A 21,777-nucleotide genomic window follows, 5' to 3' on the forward strand; every position below is an offset into this window, starting at 1 on the left:
TGGACATCCCTGCACTGCAAACAGGAGATGACCCGATGATCAGACTGGCCCCTCTCGCGGCGCTCAGCCTTCTCGCGGCCTCGGCCACGGCTTTCGCCGCGCCGGCCCAGCCACTCGGCCAGTTCAAGCAGTGGAACGCGGCCACCTATGACGGCGATAAAGGCAAGCGTTGCTATATCGTCTCCTCGCCGAATGCCGAGACACCTGCGACTTTGCGTCATGGCGACGTATTCTTCTTCGTGCAGACCGCGCCGAACGCGCAGGCACGCACCGAGTCGAGCTTCCAGACCGGCTATGATTTCGCCAAGGATTCGACCGTCACCGTGACGATCGGCGACGAGAGCTTCCGCATGCTGACCTCGGGCAACAATGCCTGGCTGCAGCGGCTGGAGCGCGAGGGCGAACTGCTCGCGGCGATGAAGGCCGGTGACGAGATGGTGCTGGCGGCGCGCTCGGCCCGCGGCAACGAAACCAGCTACACCTTCTCGCTCGAAGGCGTGACCGCGGCCTCGCGGCTGCTGGAGCGGTGTGGCTGACAAAGGCGCGTCTTTCCGGGACTTCGCGTAGCGAAGGGTCCGGAACCCAGAACCGACGCCGCAACTGGACAAGGCACGGCGTCCGATTGCAGAACGACCAGGCACATCGGTTCTGGTTTCCGGGCTCAGGCCTTCGGCCTGCCCCGGAATGACAGAGTGGCTCACAACACCCCGTGGCGCTCGAACACCGAGCGCAGGCTGTTCCCGGCGAGCAGCTCCTCGCGGGTCGAACCCTCGGCCTCGATCTTGGCCAGCGCCAACCGGATCGCCTCGCGTGCGATGGCGCGGGGCACGATAACGACGCCGTCGACGTCGCCGAAGACGAAATCGCCCGGCGCGACGCGGGCGCCGCCGAGCTCGACCGGCTCGTCGGCGGCCATCATCTCGGCCCGGCCCTTGGTGTCGAGCGGGCCGATGCCGCCATGAAAGACCGGGAAGCCGAGCTCGCGGATGCGGCGGACATCGCGCACCAGCCCATCGGTGAGGCAGCCGGCAGCGCCTCTGACCTTCGAGGCAGTGGTGAGCAGTTCGCCCCAGGGCGCGATCCGGTCGGTCGGCCCGTCGCAGGCGAGCACGGGAATCTCGCCGGGCTTGAGGCTGTCGATCAGGTCCATTTCGAGGGCGTAAGGGTTGTGCCCCGCCGGGAGATGGTAGCGCTTCATGTAGAGCCCGGTGCGGGCGAAGCCGCAGAGCACGCTGGCCTCGTCGAGCGGGCGCACGAAGGGTTTCACCGCCTGGTTCGGGAAGCCGAGCTCGTCGAGCACGTCGGAGAGCACCGCCGAATAGAGCCGGCCCTTCAGCCCGGCGAGATCAAGTTCCTGGGCCGGATCCGGCATGCGCTTCCCCTCTCCCTATAATAGAGGGGAAGCTTCCGGGCGGGCCGGCGGCGGGTCAAGCCGTCGCCGCTGCGTGGGGCGGAACAGCGCTCAGCCGGCCATCGCGTCGAGGCGGGCATAGCTCGCCTCCATGCCCTCTTCCATGCCGGTGGCGAGCATCATCTCGCGAGTGGCGGCGTCGGGCAGGGTCATGCGCATGGTCATCAGCGTGCCCTGGCCATCGGCCTCGAAGCGGGTCTCGATATGGTTGTCGGGCGTGACGTCCGGCATATGGAAGCGCTCGATATGGACGATGCGGCTGAACGGCTCGAGGGTGACGTATTCGCCGGTGAGCGTCAGCTCTTCGCCCTTGCCGTCGGTCCACTCATAGCGGAACTTGCCGCCGGGCCGGTGGTCGTTGATGCAGACCGGCATGGTCCAGCCATCCGGGCCGAGCAGCCATTTCTGGATCAGCGCCGTCTCGGTATGGGCGCGGTAGACCGCCTCGGGCGAGGCCTTGAAGCGACGGGTGACGAGGACATGGGTGTCGCCTTCGGTCGTCAGGGTAAGCTTGGTCATTGTCGGTCTTTCTCTTTGCTTGCTTCCATCTCGGCCAGAAGCTGGTCCAGCCGGTCGTAGTTCGCCTCTAAAGCCCGCCTGAGCATGGCGAGCCATTTGTCGATCTCCTCGAGCGCTCCCGGCGCGAGCCGGCAGGGCCGTTTCGTTCCCTCGATCCGCCGGGTGATCAGCCCCGCCTCCTCCAGCACCTTCAGGTGCCGCGACACCGCGGGCTGCGACATCGCGAAGGGCTCGGCGAGGTCCATCACCGTGGTTTCGCCGAGGGCCAGCCGCGCCAGGATCGCCCGGCGCGTCGGATCGGCGAGAGCGGAAAAGGCTGCGTCCAACCTGTTCATGTCGACCTCTCTATATAATTTATCTGTTATATAACTAGTCAAGCATCGTCAAGCGCCTTCTTCGGCGCCATGGCGAAACGGCGATGCGGCTCAGGAACGCGGCGCGAGGATGGCTGCCCGCAGCAGTAGATAAAGCAGCAGCCCGTTGAGCAAATGCCAGCCCCAGTGCAGGCCGAACGGGACCGCGCCGCACAGCGCGGAATCGAGCGAGCGGAAGCTGAGCGACAGGGCGAAGACGAGACCGGCGACGGCGATCCGCGCGCCGGTCGCGGCATCACCGCGCAGCTTTGCCGCCAGCGCGACGCCAAAAAGACCGATCAGAAAGCCGGCATAGCCGGCCGAGCCGCGCATGCCGGCGGGCAGGAACGGCGAGAGCACCGAAGCCAGACCGAAGCAGGCGGCGAGGAAGAGCAGCGCCCCGATCGCCGCGACAAGCGGCGACAGTCCGAGGAACCGGTTGAGCGCCAGGCCGAAATAGCAGAGCGCGAAGAGCTGGATCGGCACGACATCGGCCAGCAGGGTCCAGCGCTGCGGCATAGTGTGGAACAGGAAGGAGCCGACGCCGATGATTGCGACCAGCGCCATCAGCAGCTCAACCGGCCAATCACGCCCCCCCTGCCGCCGCAATATGAGAAATGCCGCCAACGCCGCCAGCAGGAAGGCGGCGTTGCTGATCGCATTGAGCGGCTCGGCCCAGAAGGCCCCGCTCAGCCGCTCGCAATAGCCCGTGCCCTGCATGCTTCGGCCACCCCACCCCGAATCTACGAATCATGCCGCCAGTCTCATGCACGCGCATGACGCCCGCCGCTGAACAGGGCGATAGTCGCCGAATCCGGCCATGGTGAACAGGTCGTTACGCCGCCCCTTGGCCCGGCAACCAATGTTGCAGTGCAAATCGCATAGCGAGCCGCGTCCAATTTGCGTAGATTTTTATCAAAATTGAGCGACCCTGGGCCTCGTCGCATTCTTCGCCTAAAAATTAGGCTCAATTTTCACTGTTCTGACAAAATCGTTAAGCGCCCTGCGCGGGTCTGCGGCCTTTTTGCAAACGATCTCTTAATTTGTCATGCGTTGAAAGCATAACAGAACTGACGACGCGCCCCTGTGAGAAGCACGATGACCTCTCTATATGCAGTGCACAACGAATTCATCGCTGTCGGGGCCAAACCCCGAAAAACCAAAAGGTTATCACCATGTTCCTGTCCATGATCGCTTCCAAGATCCGCGCCTATCTTCGCTATCGCGAGACCGTCCGCGAGCTGTCCCGCCTCACCGATCGTGAGCTCGACGACCTCGGCCTGTCGCGCTCGGACATCCAGTACGTCGCCCGCACCCACGCGACGGCCTGATTTCCGACCGCCCAGGTTGGACGAGTAGTTTCTCCTAGACCCCGCGTTCCTCCCCTCAGGGTCTGGTCGAAGAGCGAATGCCCGCTTTCGAGCGGGCATTTTGCGTTTCTGGGCCTGGATGCAGCCCAATGCCCTTGACCTCGGGCGCCGCCGCGGACACATCGCGGCCATGACAACATCCACCGCAATCGCACCCATCCACATCGTCGGCGGCGGCCTCGCTGGTTCGGAAGCCGCCTGGCAGATCGCGGAGGCCGGGGTTCCGGTCGTCCTGCATGAAATGCGCCCGGTGCGCGGCACCGACGCCCACAAGACGGAAGGGCTGGCCGAGCTGGTCTGCTCCAACTCGTTCCGCTCGGACGATTCGTCGTCCAACGCCGTCGGCCAATTGCATTGGGAGATGCGCCGGCTCGGCTCGCTGATCATGGCCAAGGGCGATGCGCACCAGGTCCCGGCGGGCGGCGCGCTCGCGGTCGATCGCGACGGCTTCTCCGCTGCCGTCACCGCCGCCCTCGAAGCCCACCCCAACGTCACGATCGAACGCGGCGAGATCGCCGGCCTGCCGCCGGCCGAATGGAACAAGGTCATCGTCGCGACCGGCCCGCTCACCTCGCCGGCGCTGGCCGAGGGCATCCGCTCGCTGACGGGAGCAGGTGAACTCGCCTTCTTCGACGCGATTGCTCCGATCGTCCATTTCGATTCGGTCGACATGAACGTGGCCTGGTTCCAGTCGCGCTACGACAAGGCCGGGCCCGGCGGCACCGGCGCCGACTACATCAACTGCCCGCTCGACCGCGACCAGTACGAGGCCTTCATCGACGCGCTGCTGGCGGCGGAGAAGACCGAGTTCAAGGAGTGGGAGGGCACGCCCTATTTCGACGGCTGCCTGCCGATCGAGGTCATGGCCGAGCGCGGCCGCGAGACCTTGCGCTGGGGGCCAATGAAGCCGGTCGGCCTGACCAACAAGCACAATCCGACAGTGAAGGCCTATGCCGTCGTCCAGCTGCGCCAGGACAATGCGCTGGGTACGCTGTTCAACATGACCGGCTTCCAGACCAAGCTGAAATATGGCGAGCAGGCCGCGATCTTCCGGATGATTCCCGGGCTGGAGAATGCCGAGTTCGCCCGGCTCGGCGGCATCCACCGCAACACCTATCTCAATTCGCCGGAATTGCTCGATCCGCAGTTGCGGCTGAAGGCCGACCCGCGCCTGCGCTTCGCCGGGCAGATCACCGGCTGCGAGGGCTATGTCGAGAGCGCGGCGATCGGCCTGCTGACCGGGCGGCTCGCCGCGGCCGAGCGGCTCGGCCAGCCGCTTTCGCTGCCACCGGCGACGACTGCGCTGGGAGCGCTGGTCAACCACATCACCGGCGGCCACATCGTCACCATCGACGAGGGGCCGCGCTCCTTCCAGCCGATGAACATCAATTTCGGCCTGTTCCCGCATATCGAGGGCGTCGCGACGACCGGGCCCGACGGCAAGCGCCTGAAGGGCCCGGCCAAGAGCCTCGCCCGCAAGCAAGCGCTGACGGCGCGCGCGAAGATCGAGCTCGATGGGTGGGTCGGCAAGGCAAGTGTGCAGGCGGCGGAGTGAACCGCGGGATCCCCTCTCCTGGAAGGAGAGGGGTAGGGGTGAGGTGTTCGGACTGGAAACGTTGGCCTGAACCCAACCGCGCAGTCAGCAAGTCGCGTCACTGGTCCAGCGGCCTACACCTCACCCTACCCTCTCCTTACAGGAGAGGGTTCCCCGCGCCCTATTCTTCGCCCGTGAGTTCTACGTCCGCGCCGCGCGCCACAACGTCCATTGCCGCCGCAGCGGTGAGAGGCTGATGATCGTGCGGTAGGGATCGTAGCCGCGCCGCTCCATCTGCCTGAGATAGGGCTCGACCAGCGCGACGGGCAGGAAGGCCGACCTTACCGCATCCGGCACGGTGGCGCTGAGATCGTTGAGCTTGCGCAGATGAATACGCGCCAGCGCCCGCATCTCCTTCAGCGAATAGATCAGCCCCGGCCCGCCGCGCCCGCGGACGATGTCCTCGCGGGTGACGCCGTTGCGGCTGAGCAGGTCGGCCGGGAGATAGACCTGGCCGCGGGCCGCATGCCAGGGGAAGGCGCGCATCAGCCCGGCAAGCGCATAGGCGACGCCGGCATGGCCGGCAGCGGTCGCACCGCCGGGATCGCGGCCCTGGGCCAGCACCAGGCAAGCGAGCCGGATCAGCGCACTCGAGGTCTCGCCGGCATAGCCTTCGAGGTCGGAGAGCGCGGGCATGGGATCGTCATAGAGGTCGAAGACGCGCGCCTCGATCAGGCTCGAGAGCGGGGCGATCGGCAGGCGGAAGCGCCTGACGGTGTCGAGCAGCGCCTGCGCGACCGGGTGCCCCGGCGCAGGCGCGTCCGGGCCGGCCTCGAGCACGTCGCGCCACCATTGCAGGCGGACCTCGCCCGGTAGCGGCTCGCTGACCTGTTCGCGGACGCGCGCGATCTCGTGGCTGAAAGCGTAGAGGGCAAACAGGCCGGGGCGCAGCGCCTCGGGCGCATAGAGCGAGGCGATGTAGCGGTCTGGATCGTGCTCGCGCACCAGCGCGAGGCAATAACCATAGGCCTGCGAGAGCGGACCCGGCGCAGTGCCGGCGCGGTCCTCGGTTTTCGTGGTCATGCGCCCTCCCCGCTCCCGCCGTCACGCGGGTCGAAGCGCCGGCAGTCTAGGCCGGGTCGGCTGGCTTGGCTACGCGGGAGCGGCATGGCTGGTTGGATTTGATCGATGTCCGTCATTCTCGGGCGGAGCGGAGCGTAGACCCGAGAATCTCTTGCTCTGGGCCAAGCCCGAGCACGATGCCTTTACTCCACCGCGATCAGCGCCGCGGCAACGCGTCGCTCCTCGCCGACCAAGACGTTGTACGTGCGCGCCGCCGCGGGCGTCGCCATCGCCTCGACGGTAACGCCCGCCGCCTTGAAGGGATCGCGCAAGGACGGCGGCAGGAAGGCGATGTCGTGGCCGATACCGAGGATCAGGAAGTCGATCGTCTCGGCCTCGTCGAGAACCGGCTGCAGGCTTGCCAGCGTCACCTGCGCGAACGAGGTGACCGGCCAGATCCGGATACCGGACGGCGTCGCCAGGATCGAGCCGCGATGACTCATACCGGCGAAACGAAAGCCGCCGGCGCCAAAGGCATCGAGCTGGTAGCGGCCGGGGACGAAACCGTCGAAGCGTCGTTCCACCAACCCCTTAGACCCGTGCCTTGGCCTCGGCCAGTTCCTCGCTCTGGTCGAGGCGGCCGGCGCGGACGTCGAGATAGAGCAGCACCGGCGTAGAGATGAACATCGCCGAATAGGTGCAGACCATCACGCCGAACAGCATGACAAGCGCAAAGCCCTCGATCGCCGTGCCGCCGAAGAAGACCAGCGCGACCAGCGCCAGAATGGTGGTGGTCGAGGTGATCGCGGTGCGCGACAGGGTCGAGTTGACCGAGAGGTCGAGCAGTTCCGGGATCGGCATGGTCTTGTAGCGACGCAGCAATTCGCGCGTACGGTCGAACACGACCACGGTCTCGTTCAGCGAGTAGCCGACGATGGTCAGGATTGCCGCGATCGAGGTCAGGTTGAATTCGAGCTGCGTGATCAGGAAGAAGCCCATGGTCAGCACGATGTCGTGCATGGTGCCGACGATCGCGCCGATGGCGAGCTGCATCTCGAAGCGGAACCAGAGATAGACCAGCACGCCGATGATCGCGAGTACGACACCGAGCGTGCCGGCCTGGACCAGCTCGCCCGAAACGCGCGGGCCGACCGTCTCGACCCGCCGGAACTCATAGGCTTCGGAGAATGCGGCCCGCGCCCTGGTGACGACCGCCTGCTGCGCGACCTCGCCGCCCGGCTGCAGCGCAAAGCGCATGGAGAGGTCGCCGGCATTGCCGAATTCCTGGACCTCGACCTCGCCGAAGCCGAAGCTATTGGCGGTCTGGCGCACCTGGGCAATGTCGGTCTTGCCGCTCTTGGCCTGCATCTCCATCAGCGTGCCGCCGCGGAAATCGATGCCGAAATTGAGGCCGACCGTCAGGAACAGCACCAGCACCAGCACGGAATAGGCGGCCGAGAACGGGTAGGCGAGCCGCCGCCAGTGGACGATGCGGAACTTGGTGTTGTCGGGAACGATGCGAAGCAGGCGCATGGTTTTTCTCTAACTCCTGGCCTGCGGGCTCAGAACGGAAGGGCCTTCGGCCGCGCCCAGCGATACCAGAGCGCGATCAGCATGCGCGTCAGTGTCACCGCGGTGATGACCGTGGTCAGGATGCCCAGGATGAAGACGACGGCGAAGCCGCGCACCGGGCCGGAGCCGAGTGCGAACAGCGCGACGGCGGCGATCAGCATGGTGACGTTGGAGTCGATGATCGTGGCGAAGGCTCGCGTGAAGCCGGCCTCGAGCGCCGAGACCAGCGACCTCCCGAGTTTGGATTCCTCGCGCATGCGCTCATAGATCAGCACGTTCGAGTCGACCGCCGTGCCGATGGTGAGCACGATGCCGGCGATGCCCGGCAAGGTCATGGTCGCTCCGAGCAGCGACATGAGCCCGAGGATCAGGCAGACGTGCACGAGCAGCGCGATGCTGGCGATGAAGCCGAACAGCCCGTAATTGCCGATCATGTAGAGGATGACCAGCACGGTCGCGATCACCGTCGCCATCTTGCCGGCCTGGATCGAATCCTGGCCGAGTCCGGGGCCGACGGTGCGCTCCTCGACGATCGTCATCTTCGCCGGCAGCGCACCGGCGCGCAGCAGGATGGCGAGGTTGTTGACCTGCTCGACGGTGAAGTTGCCGGAGATCTGGCCAGAGCCGCCGGTGATCGGCGACTGGATCACCGGGGCCGAGATCACCTTGTTGTCGAGTACGATGGCGAGCTGGCGGCCGAGATTCTCGGTGGTCGCCTGGCCGAAGCGCTGGGCGCCGCGGATGTTAAAGCGGAAATTGACGATCGGCTGGCTGGTGCGCTGGTCGAAGGCCGGCTGGGCGTCGATCAGGTCCTCGCCCTCGACGATGACCTGGCGGCTGATCGGGATCGGCTGGCCGCCCTGATCCTGCGAGGGCAGCATGTCGACATCGCTGGCGTTCTGGTCCGCGACCATGCGGAACTGGAGCTTGGCGGTCTCGCCGAGGATCTGCTTCAGGCGCTGCGGATCCTGCAGGCCCGGCACCTGGACCAGGATGCGGTCGAGGCCCTGGCGCTGGATGTTCGGCTCGGTGGTGCCGAGCGCGTCAACGCGCCGGCGCAGCACTTCCATCGCCTGCTCGACGGCGCGGCGGATGCGCTCGTTCGCGCCGGCCTCGGTGACGTTGAGCTGGATCAGCCCGTCGGGATTCTCGGCGACTTCGATCGACTGGTTCCCGGAGGGGCCGAAGGCACCGAAGGTGCCGATCGGCTGGGCGAGCTCGCGGAACTTCGGCATCAGCTTGGCGCGGTCGGCCGCTTCAGGCACGCGCAACTGGACACCGCGCGGGGTCAGGCCGATGCCGCCCTGCAGGCCGACGCGCTCTTCGCGCAGGATGCGGCGGACATCGTCACGCAGCTGCGTGACCTGGCTGCGGATCAGGTCGGCGCGGTCGATCTCGAGCAGGACGTGCGAGCCGCCCTGCAGATCGAGGCCGAGCGTCATCGCATGGATCGGCAGCAGGAAGCGCGGAATCCAGGCCGGGGCGCCCTGCTCGATCGCCTTGCGGGTCTCGGGCGAGAACAGGTTCGGCACGGCGAGCCCGCAGCCGAAGACCAGCACGAGCAGAACGAGAATGACCTTGCGGGCCTGGAGACGAAGCATCTGTATGAACAGCCTTGTTGGCGGGCGCGGGTGCCTTCAAGCCCCGCGCCTCACGGCCTTCAGCTCTTGACCGGCTCGCCCTTGGCGCGCACGTCCGACACCATGCCCTTGAGGATGCGCACGCGCACGCCATCGGCGATCTCGGCCTCGATCTCAGTGTCGTCCACCACCTTCGAGACCTTGGCGATGATGCCCCCCGAGGTGATGATCGTGTCGCCGCGGCGCACGTTCTTGATCATCTCCTGATGCGACTTCACCCGCTTCTGCTGCGGCCTGATGATCAGGAACCACATGATGATGAAGATCAGGACGAACGGAACCAGCGACATCAGCACGTCGTTGGTGCCGCCGCCTCCAAGGCCCTGGGCAAAAGCGGGGGTGATCACGGGAAGGCTCCTTCACGTCGCCGCCGATTGACGGCCGGCCGGCGCGGGGGTTGCAAAATCGCGCGGACTATAGCCAGCGATGTCATGAAATCAATCGAAAGCGAAACCGGTCTTTCGGCCGCATCCCCCAGCTAAGCGCTCCCTGCCCTGCGCGCAATGGTCTTGCCTTCCGAGGTCGTGGAGGTTTATGAGCGTACCGTACCGTTCGGTACGCATCATTTATGCGGACATGCCTGCAATGACCGACACCGCCACCGATCCGACGCTCGCCACCTTGCTGCGCATCGCCGACGCGCTCGAACGCCTCGCTCCGCCGGCCCGGCGCCCAGCCGATCTCACCGCTGCCGACGCTTTCGTCTGGCATGCGGCCGGACACGAGCTTGCGCCGGTCGCCAAGGTGAACCGGGTGGCGCTCTCGCTGCTGCGCGGCGTCGATCATGTGCGCGACACGTTGGCCGAGAACACCGAGCGCTTCGCCCGCGGCCTGCCGGCCAACAACGTCCTGCTCTGGGGCGCGCGCGGCATGGGCAAGTCGTCGCTGGTCAAGGCCGTGCATGCCGACACCAATCAGCGCCTGCCGGCCGGCGCCCTCCCCCTCAAGCTGATCGAGATCCATCGCGAGGACATCGAGAGCCTGCCGGTGCTGATGGGGCTGCTCAAGGCCGACCCGCACCCCGCCATCGTCTTCTGCGACGACCTCTCCTTCGACGGCCAGGACACCTCGTACAAGTCGTTGAAGGCGGCGCTCGACGGCGGCGTCGAGGGCCGGCCGGAGAACGTCGTGTTCTACGCGACCTCGAATCGCCGGCATCTGCTGGCGCGCGAGATGGTCGAGAACGAACGCTCGACCTCGATCAATCCTGGCGAGGCCGTGGAAGAGAAGGTCTCGTTGTCGGACCGGTTCGGCCTCTGGCTCGGCTTCCACAAATGCAGCCAGGACGAATACCTGGCGATGATCGACGGCTATGTCGGCCATTTCGGGCTCAAGATCGAACCCGAGCAATTGCGCCGCGAGGCGCTGGAATGGGCGACGACGCGCGGCTCGCGCTCGGGACGCACCGCCTGGCAGTACATCCAGGATCTGGCCGGGCGGCTGGAAAAGAGATTGGCGGAGTGAGCGAGCTTAGAATAAAAGCTGGCTCGAAACGGGAAACTCCCATGAAAAAGGCACTGAGCTACGTCTTAATTCAGCTTTGGTGGCTTCATCTCATCATGTTGGCGATTTACGGCTATAGTATTCTGTCGACAAGAGCCGACGGAAACACCGCTAAGCTTGAAACCTTATATGACAGATGGTGGGGAATCCCAGCTTACATATCGGCGCTAGCTATATGCTATATGATCTTGGATAAATTTGGCGATAAAAGTAAGTTATAATCTGAACATGACCGGCAACTTAAGGCTAAGTTGAAAACCCTCAGATCGTCATTTCAGAATGCAATGGCCTTGAGAAGCTCCTGATGAGGAGCGCGTCGGTCAGCCTCCTCTCCAAGCTGAGATGCTCGGGTCAAGCCCGAGCGTGACGTGCTTTAGACAAAGCAAAACGGGGCGGCCTTTCCTGGGACCGCCCCGCCTGGTTTCGACCGGTGGGGTCTCGCGAATGCCGGTCGAAGTCTAACCGGGATCAGTTGCTGCTGCTGAGATAGGGCATCGGATCGACCGGGGTCGAACCCTTGCGCAGCTCGAAGTGCAGCTGCGGCGAGTTGACGTTGCCGGACTGGCCCGACTTGGCGACGACCTGGCCGCGCTTGACCTGCTCGCCGCGCTTGACGCTGAGCTCGCCATTATGGGCGTAGGCCGAGACATAGCCGTTCGGGTGGCGGATCAGCACGAGATTGCCATAGCCCTTGAGCTCGCTGCCGGCATAGGCGACGACGCCGCCCTCGGCCGCCTTGACCGGCGTGCCTTCCGGCACTGCGATGTTGATGCCTTCGTTGCCGCCCTTGCCGGCATAGCCGGCGATGACGCGGCCGCGGGCCGGCCAGCGGAAATCGGCGCTGGACGAAGCCGACTCCTCGGCCTTGGGCAGGCTCGCGGTGGTCTGCGGCTCGGGCGCCTTCGGCTCCGGAGCAGGCGCGACGGCCCTGGGCTGAGTGGTGACCTTGTCAGCCGGAGCGCTGGCGACAACCGGCGCAGCAGCCTTGGGCTTGGCAGCGGGAGGCTGGGCCGGCAGGGCCGCGGTCTTGGTCTCGTTGGCCGCCTTGGCAGCCGCCTTGGCCTTGGCCTCGGCAGCGAAGCGAGCGCGGGCCTCGCCCATGCGCTTGGCGTCGGCGGCGGCCTTCTCCTTGGCCTCGGCCGCCTCGACCCTGGGATCGACGGCCACGACCTTGGGAGCAGCGGCCGGCCTGGCAGGCACGGACGCAACCGGACGCGACACCGGCGGCGGCGCGAGGCGTGGCTGCTCGAAACGGTTGTCGCTCGGCGCCGGCTGGCGCGCGGCGGTCTGGGCGCCACCGCCATTATAGACGGGGACGACGATGCGCGAGCCCGGCGTGACCTCGCCGGAGAGACCGTTGGCCTGCATCAGCGCGGAGCGCGGCACGCCGTAGCGGCCGGAGATCACTTCCAGCGTTTCGCCATGGGCGACGACGATCGGCGTGCCGCCCTGGGCGCTCCAGCCGGCGGCGGAACCTGGCGCGCTCGGAGCAGGAGCCGCGGGCGGCGTCGCGCGGAGGGCGACCGAAGAGGTCGGCGGCGGCAGAGGCTGGCTGCGCACGCCCGGATTGCCGGTGGCGGAGGCCGTCTCATAGGACTGGCTGGGCGCGCTGCGGCCGATCGAGCCGGTGGTCGCCGGATCGCGCTGGGACGCAGGGGCCTGAGCCGTCTTGAAGGGGTTGCTGAAGGGCGCCTCGGTGAAGCGCATCGCCTCCGAGGAGCAGGCGCCCAGACCGGCTGCAAGGGCGCAGACCGACACGACGCGAACCACGGATTTCGGCACGGCCAGCTCGACTTGCTTACGCATGGACTCTGCACTCGCGAACGACGCAACTCTACGGTCCGCATTAAAGAGCCGGTTAGGTTAAGAAGGCGTTTCGCTGCTGACAGCTCAGGTGAATTTCTGAAGGGGGCCGCAATCTTCCTGACGGGGGGCTCCCCGTCATGGTCGGGCTTGCCCCGACCATCCATGTCTTCGCTGGTCGAGCGTGGCGTTCAAGACGTGGATGCTCGGCACAAGGCCGAGCATGACGAGCTGGAAGAGCATTGAAGGTTCCAGCGTCAGGCCTTGGCCTGCCCTGGAATGGCGCCGCTCACAGCGCCTGCGACAATCCCGGCGCCAGTGGCGGGATGCGCACGACCCCGCCGAGGGCGTGGTCGAAGCCATCCTCGCTGCGCGTGACGACGACGAGCCGCCCTGCCCCCTCGACACGCAGCGCGCCGACCAGCCGGCCGCCGGTCTCGAGCCGGGCCAGCAGCGCCTCCGGCACCGTCTGCATCACGCCGTTGACCAGGATGCGCTCGAAGCGGCCGAGCGTGCGATCGGGCTGGAAACCGTCGGCATGGCGCAGTTCGACAAGCTTGGCGAAGCCGCCACCGGTGAGGCGCTCATGCGCCGCGAGCGCAAGCGTGCGGTAGCGCTCCAGCGAAACGACCTTGCCGCCCATCGCCGCGAGCAGCGCCGCGACATAGCCCGAGCCGGAGCCGACCTCGAGCACCTGGCAATCGGGCTTCATCTCGAGCGCGCCGACGAGCGCGGCGACGGTATGTGGCGCCGTCATGGTCTGGCCGCAGGGCAAGGGCACGGAAACGTCCTGCCGGGCGAGATCGGCGAAGCGCGACGGCGCGAAATGCTCGCGCGGCACGCGTTCCATCGCCCGCAGCAGCGCGATATCGCGCACGCCGCGCGCCCTGAGCGACAGCAGGAAGGCGACGGTGCGCTCGCTCTCGCTGCTGCTGGCGCCCTCCTCGCTCATTCCAATGGCTTTCAGGCGAAGAGCTGCGCGAAGCGCGTCATCGTCGGCTCATGCGTCAGGTCGAGCTCGAGCGGCGTCACCGAGATCTTCTTCTCGGCGAGCGCGCGCAGGTCGGTGCCGTTGGCCGGCTCGTGCTTCCCACGCTGGAACGCGATCCAGTAATAGGGGTTGCCGCGCCCGTCGCGCCGCGGCTCCAGCCGCATCAGCTCCTGGTCGCGCCGCCCCTGCGCGGTCACCGCAACGCCCGCGACCTCGGCGGGCGCGATGTTCGGGAAGTTGAGGTTGAACAGGATTCCTTCGGGAATCCCCTCCTCCAGCAGCCGGCGGATGATGCCGGGCGCATGCTGCAGGGCGCAGTCCCAGATGATGCTGGTGCGGTCACCAGCCATATAGGCCTGGCTCACCGCGATCGAGGGGATGCCGAGCAGCGTGCCTTCCATGGCGGCGGCGATGGTGCCGGAATAGGTCACGTCCTCGGCGACGTTCTGGCCGCGATTGACGCCGGAGAGCACCAGATCGGGCTTCATCTCGGCCATGACCGAGCGCACCGCCATGATCACGCAATCGGTCGGCGTGCCCTGCACGGCGAAGCGCTTCTCCTCGATCTGGCGCAGGCGCAGCGGGTTCGACAGCGACAGCGAATGCGCCACGCCCGACTGGTCGGTCTCGGGCGCGACGACCCAGACATCGTCGGAGAGCTGCCTGGCAATCTGCTCGAGGACGGCAAGGCCCTCGGCATGGATGCCGTCGTCATTGGTCACCAGGATGCGCATGGGCTCAGGCCGCCTTCTCGATGCGGGTCACCCCGCGCATATAGGGAACCAGCACGTCCGGCACGGTGATCGAGCCGTCGGCGTTCTGGTAGTTCTCCATCACCGCGATCAGCGCGCGGCCGACCGCCGTGCCCGAGCCGTTGAGGGTGTGGACGAAGAACGGGCCCTTGCCGTCCCTGGTCTTGTAGCGGGCGTTCATGCGCCTCGCCTGGAAATCGCCGCAGACCGAGCAGGACGAGATTTCGCGATAGGTCTTCTGGCCGGGCAGCCAGACCTCGATGTCGTAGGTCTTCTGCGAGGCGAAGCCCATGTCGCCGGTGCACAGCGTCATGACGCGATAATGCAGGTCGAGCTTCTTCAGGACATTCTCGGCGCAGGCGAGCATGCGCTCATGCTCCTCGCGCGACTTTTCCGGCGCGGTGATCGAGACGAGCTCGACCTTCTCGAACTGGTGCTGGCGCAGCATGCCGCGGGTGTCTCTGCCTGCCGAGCCGGCCTCGGAGCGGAAACAGGGCGTGAGCGCAGTGTAGCGGCGCGGCAGTTCCTCCTCGGAGAGGATCGATTCGCGCACGAGATTGGTCAGCGGCACCTCGGCTGTGGGGATGAGCCAATGGTCCTCGCCTGCCCGGAACTGATCATCCCGGAATTTCGGCAGCTGCGCCGTGCCGAACATCGCGTCATCCCGCACCATCAGCGGCGGATTGACCTCGGTGTAGCCGTGCTCTTCGACATGGGTGTCGAGCATGAACTGGCCAATGGCGCGGTTGAGGCGGGCGATCTGGCGCTCCAGCACGACGAAGCGCGAGCCGGAGAGCTTCGCCGCCGTCTCGAAATCCATCTGGCCGAGGGCCTCGCCGAGCTCGTAATGCTCCTTCGGCTGGTTGACGCCGACCAAGCGCTTGCCGCCCTCCTCCGGCTTCACGCCATGGCGGCTGTATTCGACATTGTCGTGCTCGTCGACGCCGTCCGGCACCTCGTCGAAGGGCTTGTTCGGGATCGCGGCAAGCTGCTCGTTCAGCGCCTCAACCGCAGCCTTCTCCTCGGCTTCCAGCGCCGGCACCTGCTCCTTCAGCGAGGCGACCTCGGCCTTGAGCTGTTCGGCGAGGGCGAGGTCCTTCTGGCCCATCGCCTTGCCGATCTCCTTGGAGAGAGCGTTGCGGCGCTCCTGGGCGGCTTGCGACTTGCCGATGGCGGCACGGCGCTGATCGTCCAGCGTCAGCAGCGACGACGACAGTTTCTCAAGCCCGCGTCGTTGCAAGCCCCGATCGAACGCCTCAGCGTTCTCGCGAATCCATCTGATGTCGTACATCGCCCAAGCCGATCCGTTGTGGAATCGGCTGATGCTCTAGAGCATGCCGCGCCGGCACGGAAGCGCCCCGTCCGCGCGACGCCGGTGCGGGCACCACAGGGCTCCGGTCACTTTGCGGCACGCGCTCTAGTCGACCCGCAACCTGCGCCCGCCATTCCACAGGAGGAACGGCAGCCCCGAGAGCAGGGCCCTGAGCGCAGCCTCGCTCTGGTGCAGGCCGTTGAGCGAGATGCGCGGCAGCGCGTGGAGATGCCCCGCATGTTCGGCGAAGAGATGGCCCGGCCGGGTCGTCACGGCGCTCGCGAACCCCGCCTCCCTGGCCAAAGCGAACTCGCGCGGCCCGGCGGAGGTCGGGTCGCCGACCGGATAGGCGAAGTGGCGGATGGGCATCTCCAAAGCCTGCTCCAGCCAGGCCTTGCTCTCGACGATCTCGCGTCGCGCAACCTCCTGCGGATGCTTGGCCAGCATCGGATGGCTCAGCGTATGCGCGCCGATGGTGACGCCGGGCGCGCCGGCGAGCGAGCGCAATGTCTCGACCGGCAGGCATTCGCGCTCGACCAGCGCAGCAGGGTCGATGCCAGCCTGCACTGCGAGTCCGGAAATCACCGAGAGCAGAATCGCTTCCGGCGCCTTGCGCAGGCGCCAGTAGAGGCGGTCGAACGCACTCTGCTTCTCGGCATCGGTTCCAGCTGGCGCGTCGAAGCGGCCATCGGGCAGCTCGACCGAGACACGCGGCAGCGCCCGGATCGCCTCCTCCAGCTCCAGCCACCAGAGCCGCGCGCTGCGCTCGGCAAAGCCGCGCACCACATAGAGCGTCCACGGCGCCTCATGTTTCGCCAGCACCGGCCAAGCATGGTCGAGATTGTCGCGATAGCCGTCGTCGAAGGTGAGCGCGACGAAGAAGCGACCGGGCCGCGGATCGGCCAGCCGCGCCAGCGCCTCATCGAGCGAGACGATGTCATAGCCCTCGGCCCGGATCAGCGTCAGTGCCCGGTCGAGGAAGTCCGGCGTGATCTCGAGCAGGCCATTCGGCCGGAAGCCATTGAGCGCGGCCGGGCGGACATGGTGCAGCGTCAGGATCGCGCCCTTGCCTTGGGCGAGCCCCCTGCCCCAGCGATCGGCGCCGGTCGCCGCGATGGCCGCGAAGGCGGCCGAAAAAGCCTTGTGGCGCAGGCTCATGCCCGGCGTCTCCGAGAGATCGATTCAACCCTTCGCTAACGCTGTTCGGCGAAGCTGTCTTGCAACGTCCGCGACAGTGGCAGGTCCGTTCACAATGCGGGGTTAAGGAAAGGGCATGTCCGCCGTCGCCGATCGTGCGCCCGATACGTCCGCCATCCCCGCCTTGCGGCGGGAGGAAGAGGCGCGTCCCTGGGCCCAGCTCCGGGCGAGCAGCGACATTGCGGCCCTCGAAGCGGACTGGCGGGCGCTCGAAGCCGAGGCCTTGGTGACGCCGTATCAGGCCTATGACTGGGTCCGCCCTTACGTCGAGACGATCGGGCGGGCCGAGGGCCAGCTATTTCGTTTCGTCCGCGTCGAGGACGGCCATGGCGCATTGCTGGCCCTGTTTCCGCTGGTGGTCACGCGGCGTCTCGGCACATGCTTCGCCGAATTCATCGGTGGCAAGCACGCCAACTACCACATGGCGCTCTACCGCCCGGGCTTCGCCGAGGCACTCGATGCAGCCGCCACCCAAATGCTGCTGAAGGAGGTCGGCGCGGCGATCGGCGGGATCGACGCGCTGTTCCTGATCAACCAGCCGGCCGCCTGGCAAGGCATCGCCAACCCACCGGCCGGGCTCGCCGCTGGGCAGAGCCCAAGCCGTGCCTACAAGCTCGCGCTCGATCCCCGCGATTGCGACGGCACGCTCAGGCGCTCGATGAGCAAGCATGCGCGCAAGAAGCTGACGACAAAGCGCAACCGCTTTGCCGAGTTCGGGCCGTCCGAACTGGTCCAGGCGCGCAGCGAAGCGGAGATCGAGCGCGTGCTCGATGCTTTCCTGGCGCAGAAGGCCGCGCGCTTCGCCCAGATGGGCCTGCCCGACCCGTTCGCCACCCCGGCCATCCGCGCCTTCCTGCGTCAGGGGGCGATGGGACAACCCGGCCGGCCGCCGGCGATCGAGCTTTACTCGCTCGACCTCGCGGGCCAATCGGTCGCGACCTATGTCGGCGCTGTGCAGGGTGAGCGCTTCTCAGGCATGGCGACGTCCTTCGACCTCGGCTCGGAAGCCGCCCGCACCAGTCCCGGCGAGATCCTCCTGGTCGAGCTGATCAAGCGCAAATGCCAGGCCGGCCTCACCATGTTCGACCTCGGCATCGGCGAAGCCCGCTACAAGACGACGATCTGCGATGACAGTGACGAGCTGGTCGACACCTTCTTCCCCCTGACGGCGAAGGGACGGGCCTATGCCGGCTACAGCCAGGCCAAGCGGGCGCTCAAGCGGCGGATCAAGGCCTCGCCTCTCGCCCTGAAGACGGCGCAGCGCGTCCTCGGCTGGCTGAGACGCCGCAAACCAGCAGAGCAGGACGAGTAGCCCACTCCTGCCAGATGCTGACAAGAAACTGCGGTTGATCTGTCGGCATCTTTTTCAAGGAGCGGGCGACATGACGATCATCAGCGGCAGCTGCCATTGCGGCGCGACCAGGTTCGAGGTGCTGGAGCCGGTGACTGAGGTCACGGCCTGCACCTGTTCGATCTGCTCCAAGCGGGGCGCGCTGTGGAGCTACCACAAGCCGGCGCAGTTCAGGCTGCTGACGCCGCGCGAGAGCCTTTCGACCTATCGCTGGCAGAGCCGGATGGTGGCGCATCATTTCTGCGGCGCCTGTGGCTGCACCACCTTCACCGAATCCCCGGACTGGTCGAGCGGCGAGCCGGACTTCGACAATCCGAAGGTCGCGGTGAACGCGCGCGTGCTCGACGATTTCGACCTCGACGCCGTCCCGGTCAGCGTGATCGACGGCAAGAACCTCTGGTAGCCGACCATCTGTTTGTCAGAGCATTGGTTCCATCCGAAAAGTGACCCCCACTTTTCGGCCCCATGCTCAGGCCGGAACCGGTTCCTTGTCCTGCGAGACCATTTCGGCCCGCTCCGGCGCATCGACCGTGACGAGCACGATCGGCGCCCCGGTGAGATCGGTGAGGCGGTAGGCGGCCTCGACCGCGTGGCCGTTGCCGGCATGGCCGGCCATGACCAGCGCGCCCTGTGCGCGCGCCAGCAGCGGCGACAGCACCTCGGCCTCGTCGGTCGAGGCGGTCGCGACCAGCACCCAGTCATAGGTCTCGCAGAGCGCGTCCAGCGCGACGTCGACGATGTCGGGTGCAGCCAGCACCGCCTCGCGCCCGGCCCGGCCCGGCGCGATCTCGTGCAGGCGCGAATCCTCCTGGCGGGTAATGATGTCGGAGAACATCGCCTCGCCGGCGAGCAGCTCGGAAAAGCCGGCCTGGTCGCGGCCATCGCTGGCGAGATCGACCAGGATGCAGCGGCTGCGCTCGGACAGGAGCTGCGCCAGAGCGCGCGGCGAGGCTTCACCCGGCTCGGCCCCGTCGAGCACCAGCACGAGCGGTGCATGGTCGTCGCTCGCCTTGTTGACGGTCGCCGCGAGTTCGGCCGCCCCAGCATCGGGATCGGCGAGATCGAGATGAAGCTGGCCGATGCGCCCGCCATGGGTCAGGAGGCCGGCGATGCGCTCGCGGCGCGGCTGCGGCGGCGGCGCCTGGGCCTCGCCCTCCTGCCTGTCCGCCTCCTCGTCCTTCGGCGTACCGAAGCTCGGCGCGCCACGGTTCGGCCCCTTGCGGAGCGGGGCGTCCTCTGCCGGAGTCGATGCGCCACCGTTCAGAAGCTCGCGCGAAACCACGGCGGCCAGCGCGACCAGGAAGGTCGCCAGCGTCGCGACGAGAATGGTCGGCAACTTCTTCGGGAAGGAGGGCTGCGTCGGCTCGATGGCGCGCGAGATCACGCGCGCATCGGCGGGCGCCGCGTTCTGCGCGTCGCGGGCGAGCGCCTCGCGATAGCGCAGCATGTACTGCTCGAGCTGCTCGCGCTGGGTGCGCGCCTCGCGCTCGAGCGCGCGCAACTGGACCTCGTCGTCATTGGCGCCCGAGGCGGTCTTCTTCTGGCCTTCGAGCGCCGCGGTGACGCTCTCGACGCGCTGGCCGGCGATCTTGGCCTCGTTCTCCAGCGTGCGCACGGCGCGCTCGGCGGCGGCGCGGATCTGGCCCTCGAGATCGGCGAGCTGGGCGTTCAGCTCCTTGATGCGCGGATGCTCCGACAGGAGATTGCGCGATTCCAGCGCGAGCTGGGCGCGCAGGTTGACGCGCTGCTCGATCAGGCGACGGACGAGGTCGTTGTTGGCGACGTCGGGAATCTCGAAGGTGCGCCCGGCCTTGATCGCATCGCGGATGATCGCCGCCTTGGCCTGGGCCTCGGCCTGCTGGTTGCGCGCATTGGAGAGCTGCGTCGAGAGGTCGGCGAGCTGCTGGGCCGTGATGGTGGTGTTGTTGGTGCCGACCAGCAGGCCGTGGCGGGAGCGGAACTCCTCGACCTTGGCTTCCGATTCCGCCAGCCTTTTGCGCAGAGGTTCGATCGTGGTCGAGAGCCAGGAGGAGGCGCTGCGGGCCGTGTCCTGCTTGGCTGCTTCCTGCATCTCCAGATAGACGGCGGCAATCTCGTTCGCCGCCTTGGCGGCGAGTACGGGATCCTGCGAGGTGAACTCGATCGAGACGATGCGCGAGCGGCCAACCGGGAAGACCAGGAGCCGGTCGTAATACTTCTCCAGCACTCGCTCCTCCGGCGAGCGGTCGGCCGGATGGGCGCCGATGCCGAGGAGGACGCCGACCTTCTTCAGCGCCCCGAGCGCGCCGGCGCCGGAATCGAATTCGGAATTGCCGACCAGGCCGATGCGCTTGATCGCCTCGCGCGCAAGGTCGCGCGACATGATGACCTGAACCTGGCTCTGCACGCCCTCGGGGTCGAATTGCTGGCCGGAACTCTCGCCCCCCGCCTGCCCCGGCCGCGTATAGAAGCTGTCGCGGTTCTCGAGCAGCAGGCGCGCCTCGCCGGTATAGCGCGGCGTGACGACATTGACCGCAACGAAGGACAGACCGAGCGCTGCGAGCGTCGGCCCGATGATCCAGAGCTTGCGCGCCTTGATCGCGGCCCAGAGGGCCGGCAGATCGAGCAGGTCGGAGCGGCTCTCGCCGGCGGCCGCAACGGTGTCGTAGCGAGCGGTCATGAGGCTTCCATTCACGCAGAACTCTCGCATCTCGCGCGAGACGCAGCGTCATGTGAGCCCATTAAGGTTAGTGGCCGGTTAAGAGCGACGATCTCGATTATGCCGGGAAGAACCGGCCCGATCAGCTTTTGTTAACCATGACGACCTATCCCTAGGAACATGTCTCGATGGGTCCGCCGGTGATGATGAGTAGACATCCCGTCTGTCTGGCGCTTGCCGCCGCGCTTGCCATATCCGGCTGCGCGCCGCGCATGGTCGCGCCGGAGTTCGCCGTCGAGACCTCAGCGCCCTACCAGCTCGCCAGTGGCGACAAGCTGCGCGTCATCGTCTTCGGCCAGGACAATCTCTCCAACATCTACGCCGTCGACGGCGCCGGCCGCATCTCGATGCCGCTGATCGGCGCGGTCGAGGCGCAAGGGCGCACGACGCAGCAGCTCGAACGGGCGATCGAGGAACGCCTGCGCGCCGGTTATCTGCGCGAACCGAAGGTTTCGGTCGAAGTCGACGCCTACCGGCCGTTCTTCGTACTCGGCGAAGTCACCAATTCCGGCCAGTTCCCGTTCGTGAACGGCATGACGGTGCAGACGGCGGTGGCGATCGCCGGCGGCTTCACGCCGCGCGGCCAGCGCAATTATGCCGAGGTCACTCGGCTGATGGACGGCCAGCTCGTCACCGGCACGGTGCCGATCACCTATCCGGTCAGGCCCGGTGACACGATCGTGATCAAGGAACGCTGGTTCTGACCGCG

At 66.8% G+C, this 21,777-nt stretch carries 22 protein-coding genes; 7 read left to right on the top strand and 15 right to left on the bottom strand.

Translation table 11 applies throughout. The features are described from left to right. Positions 1 to 35: 35 nt before the first annotated feature. Complete coding sequence (locus AC07O0_RS23810) at positions 36 to 536, top strand: invasion associated locus B family protein (protein WP_494626335.1); 501 nt, start codon at positions 36 to 38, stop codon at positions 534 to 536. Positions 537 to 697: 161 nt separating this feature from the next. Here the strand turns inward: AC07O0_RS23810 and AC07O0_RS23815 are convergent, their stop codons facing one another. The 4 genes from AC07O0_RS23815 to AC07O0_RS23830 form a co-directional block, all read right to left on the bottom strand. Further along, entirely contained in the window at positions 698 to 1,372 is a 675-nt protein-coding gene (locus AC07O0_RS23815) for an RraA family protein (RefSeq protein ID WP_494626337.1), read from the bottom strand. A gap of 90 nt (positions 1,373 to 1,462) precedes the next feature. Further along, positions 1,463 to 1,930, bottom strand: a complete 468-nt coding sequence (locus tag AC07O0_RS23820; protein WP_494626339.1) for an SRPBCC domain-containing protein — start codon at positions 1,928 to 1,930, stop codon at positions 1,463 to 1,465. Further along, positions 1,927 to 2,265 (bottom strand): ArsR/SmtB family transcription factor, encoded by a 339-nt coding sequence (locus AC07O0_RS23825; protein WP_494626341.1) that lies wholly within the window; start codon positions 2,263 to 2,265, stop codon positions 1,927 to 1,929. The genes AC07O0_RS23820 and AC07O0_RS23825 overlap by 4 nt, the downstream gene beginning before the upstream one ends. 90 nt (positions 2,266 to 2,355) lie before the next feature. Further along, positions 2,356 to 3,003: a ceramidase domain-containing protein gene (locus AC07O0_RS23830; RefSeq protein ID WP_494626342.1), complete on the bottom strand. Its 648-nt coding sequence runs from the start codon at positions 3,001 to 3,003 to the stop codon at positions 2,356 to 2,358. 455 nt (positions 3,004 to 3,458) lie between these two features. On the opposite strand from AC07O0_RS23830, the gene AC07O0_RS23835 reads away from it, so the two are divergent. Continuing rightward, positions 3,459 to 3,614 carry a DUF1127 domain-containing protein gene (locus AC07O0_RS23835; protein ID WP_092157112.1) on the top strand — a complete coding sequence of 52 codons (156 nt, stop codon included), beginning with the start codon at positions 3,459 to 3,461 and terminating at the stop codon, positions 3,612 to 3,614. A gap of 169 nt (positions 3,615 to 3,783) precedes the next feature. After that, positions 3,784 to 5,208: a methylenetetrahydrofolate--tRNA-(uracil(54)-C(5))-methyltransferase (FADH(2)-oxidizing) TrmFO gene (gene trmFO / locus AC07O0_RS23840; protein WP_494626344.1), complete on the top strand. Its 1,425-nt coding sequence runs from the start codon at positions 3,784 to 3,786 to the stop codon at positions 5,206 to 5,208. Between the two features lie 180 nt (positions 5,209 to 5,388). Here trmFO and AC07O0_RS23845 read toward each other — a convergent pair whose 3' ends face one another. From AC07O0_RS23845 to yajC, 5 genes are all read right to left on the bottom strand, one after another. Continuing rightward, positions 5,389 to 6,270, bottom strand: a complete 882-nt coding sequence (locus AC07O0_RS23845; RefSeq protein WP_494626346.1) for a phytoene/squalene synthase family protein — start codon at positions 6,268 to 6,270, stop codon at positions 5,389 to 5,391. A 182-nt stretch (positions 6,271 to 6,452) separates the two neighbouring features. Then, a complete protein-coding gene (locus AC07O0_RS23850) occupies positions 6,453 to 6,836 on the bottom strand; it encodes an Mth938-like domain-containing protein (RefSeq protein ID WP_494626348.1) in 384 nt (127 codons plus the stop codon). 4 nt (positions 6,837 to 6,840) lie between these two features. After that, positions 6,841 to 7,782 carry a protein translocase subunit SecF gene (gene secF, locus AC07O0_RS23855; RefSeq protein WP_494626350.1) on the bottom strand — a complete coding sequence of 314 codons (942 nt, stop codon included), beginning with the start codon at positions 7,780 to 7,782 and terminating at the stop codon, positions 6,841 to 6,843. Positions 7,783 to 7,811: 29 nt separating this feature from the next. Continuing rightward, complete coding sequence (gene secD / locus AC07O0_RS23860) at positions 7,812 to 9,422, bottom strand: protein translocase subunit SecD (protein ID WP_494626352.1); 1,611 nt, start codon at positions 9,420 to 9,422, stop codon at positions 7,812 to 7,814. 59 nt (positions 9,423 to 9,481) lie between these two features. Continuing rightward, positions 9,482 to 9,751, bottom strand: coding sequence for a preprotein translocase subunit YajC (yajC, locus tag AC07O0_RS23865; protein WP_092163796.1), 270 nt, complete (start codon positions 9,749 to 9,751; stop codon positions 9,482 to 9,484). A 286-nt stretch (positions 9,752 to 10,037) separates the two neighbouring features. On the opposite strand from yajC, the gene AC07O0_RS23870 reads away from it, so the two are divergent. Continuing rightward, positions 10,038 to 10,925 carry an ATP-binding protein gene (locus tag AC07O0_RS23870; RefSeq protein WP_494626354.1) on the top strand — a complete coding sequence of 296 codons (888 nt, stop codon included), beginning with the start codon at positions 10,038 to 10,040 and terminating at the stop codon, positions 10,923 to 10,925. Between the two features lie 507 nt (positions 10,926 to 11,432). On the opposite strand, the gene AC07O0_RS23875 is transcribed toward AC07O0_RS23870, so the two are convergent. From AC07O0_RS23875 to AC07O0_RS23895, 5 genes are all read right to left on the bottom strand, one after another. After that, positions 11,433 to 12,770 (bottom strand): peptidoglycan DD-metalloendopeptidase family protein, encoded by a 1,338-nt coding sequence (locus AC07O0_RS23875; protein ID WP_494626356.1) that lies wholly within the window; start codon positions 12,768 to 12,770, stop codon positions 11,433 to 11,435. Between the two features lie 286 nt (positions 12,771 to 13,056). After that, positions 13,057 to 13,719, bottom strand: a complete 663-nt coding sequence (locus tag AC07O0_RS23880; protein ID WP_494626358.1) for a protein-L-isoaspartate O-methyltransferase family protein — start codon at positions 13,717 to 13,719, stop codon at positions 13,057 to 13,059. 11 nt (positions 13,720 to 13,730) lie between these two features. Next, positions 13,731 to 14,492, bottom strand: coding sequence for a 5'/3'-nucleotidase SurE (surE, locus tag AC07O0_RS23885; protein ID WP_494626359.1), 762 nt, complete (start codon positions 14,490 to 14,492; stop codon positions 13,731 to 13,733). A gap of 4 nt (positions 14,493 to 14,496) precedes the next feature. Next, positions 14,497 to 15,801: a serine--tRNA ligase gene (serS, locus tag AC07O0_RS23890; protein WP_494626360.1), complete on the bottom strand. Its 1,305-nt coding sequence runs from the start codon at positions 15,799 to 15,801 to the stop codon at positions 14,497 to 14,499. A gap of 126 nt (positions 15,802 to 15,927) precedes the next feature. Then, positions 15,928 to 16,980, bottom strand: coding sequence for a polysaccharide deacetylase family protein (locus tag AC07O0_RS23895; RefSeq protein WP_494626362.1), 1,053 nt, complete (start codon positions 16,978 to 16,980; stop codon positions 15,928 to 15,930). Positions 16,981 to 17,095: 115 nt separating this feature from the next. Between AC07O0_RS23895 and AC07O0_RS23900 the strand changes: the two genes are divergently transcribed. Together AC07O0_RS23900 and AC07O0_RS23905 are read left to right on the top strand one after the other, a co-directional pair. Beyond that, entirely contained in the window at positions 17,096 to 18,331 is a 1,236-nt protein-coding gene (locus tag AC07O0_RS23900) for a GNAT family N-acetyltransferase (protein WP_494626364.1), read from the top strand. A 70-nt stretch (positions 18,332 to 18,401) separates the two neighbouring features. Continuing rightward, on the top strand, positions 18,402 to 18,773 hold the full coding sequence (locus AC07O0_RS23905; RefSeq protein WP_494626366.1) for a GFA family protein: 372 nt from the start codon (positions 18,402 to 18,404) through the stop codon (positions 18,771 to 18,773). 66 nt (positions 18,774 to 18,839) lie between these two features. On the opposite strand, the gene AC07O0_RS23910 is transcribed toward AC07O0_RS23905, so the two are convergent. Next, the gene (locus tag AC07O0_RS23910) at positions 18,840 to 21,029 is read right to left on the bottom strand and encodes a GumC family protein (protein WP_494626368.1); all 2,190 of its coding nucleotides are present in this window, start codon (positions 21,027 to 21,029) and stop codon (positions 18,840 to 18,842) included. Positions 21,030 to 21,196: 167 nt separating this feature from the next. On the opposite strand from AC07O0_RS23910, the gene AC07O0_RS23915 reads away from it, so the two are divergent. Further along, a complete protein-coding gene (locus AC07O0_RS23915; protein WP_494626370.1) occupies positions 21,197 to 21,772 on the top strand; it encodes a polysaccharide biosynthesis/export family protein in 576 nt (191 codons plus the stop codon). Positions 21,773 to 21,777: the final 5 nt, after the last annotated feature.

It is taken from the genome of Allobosea sp. GW821-FHT10B12 (assembly GCF_059415545.1).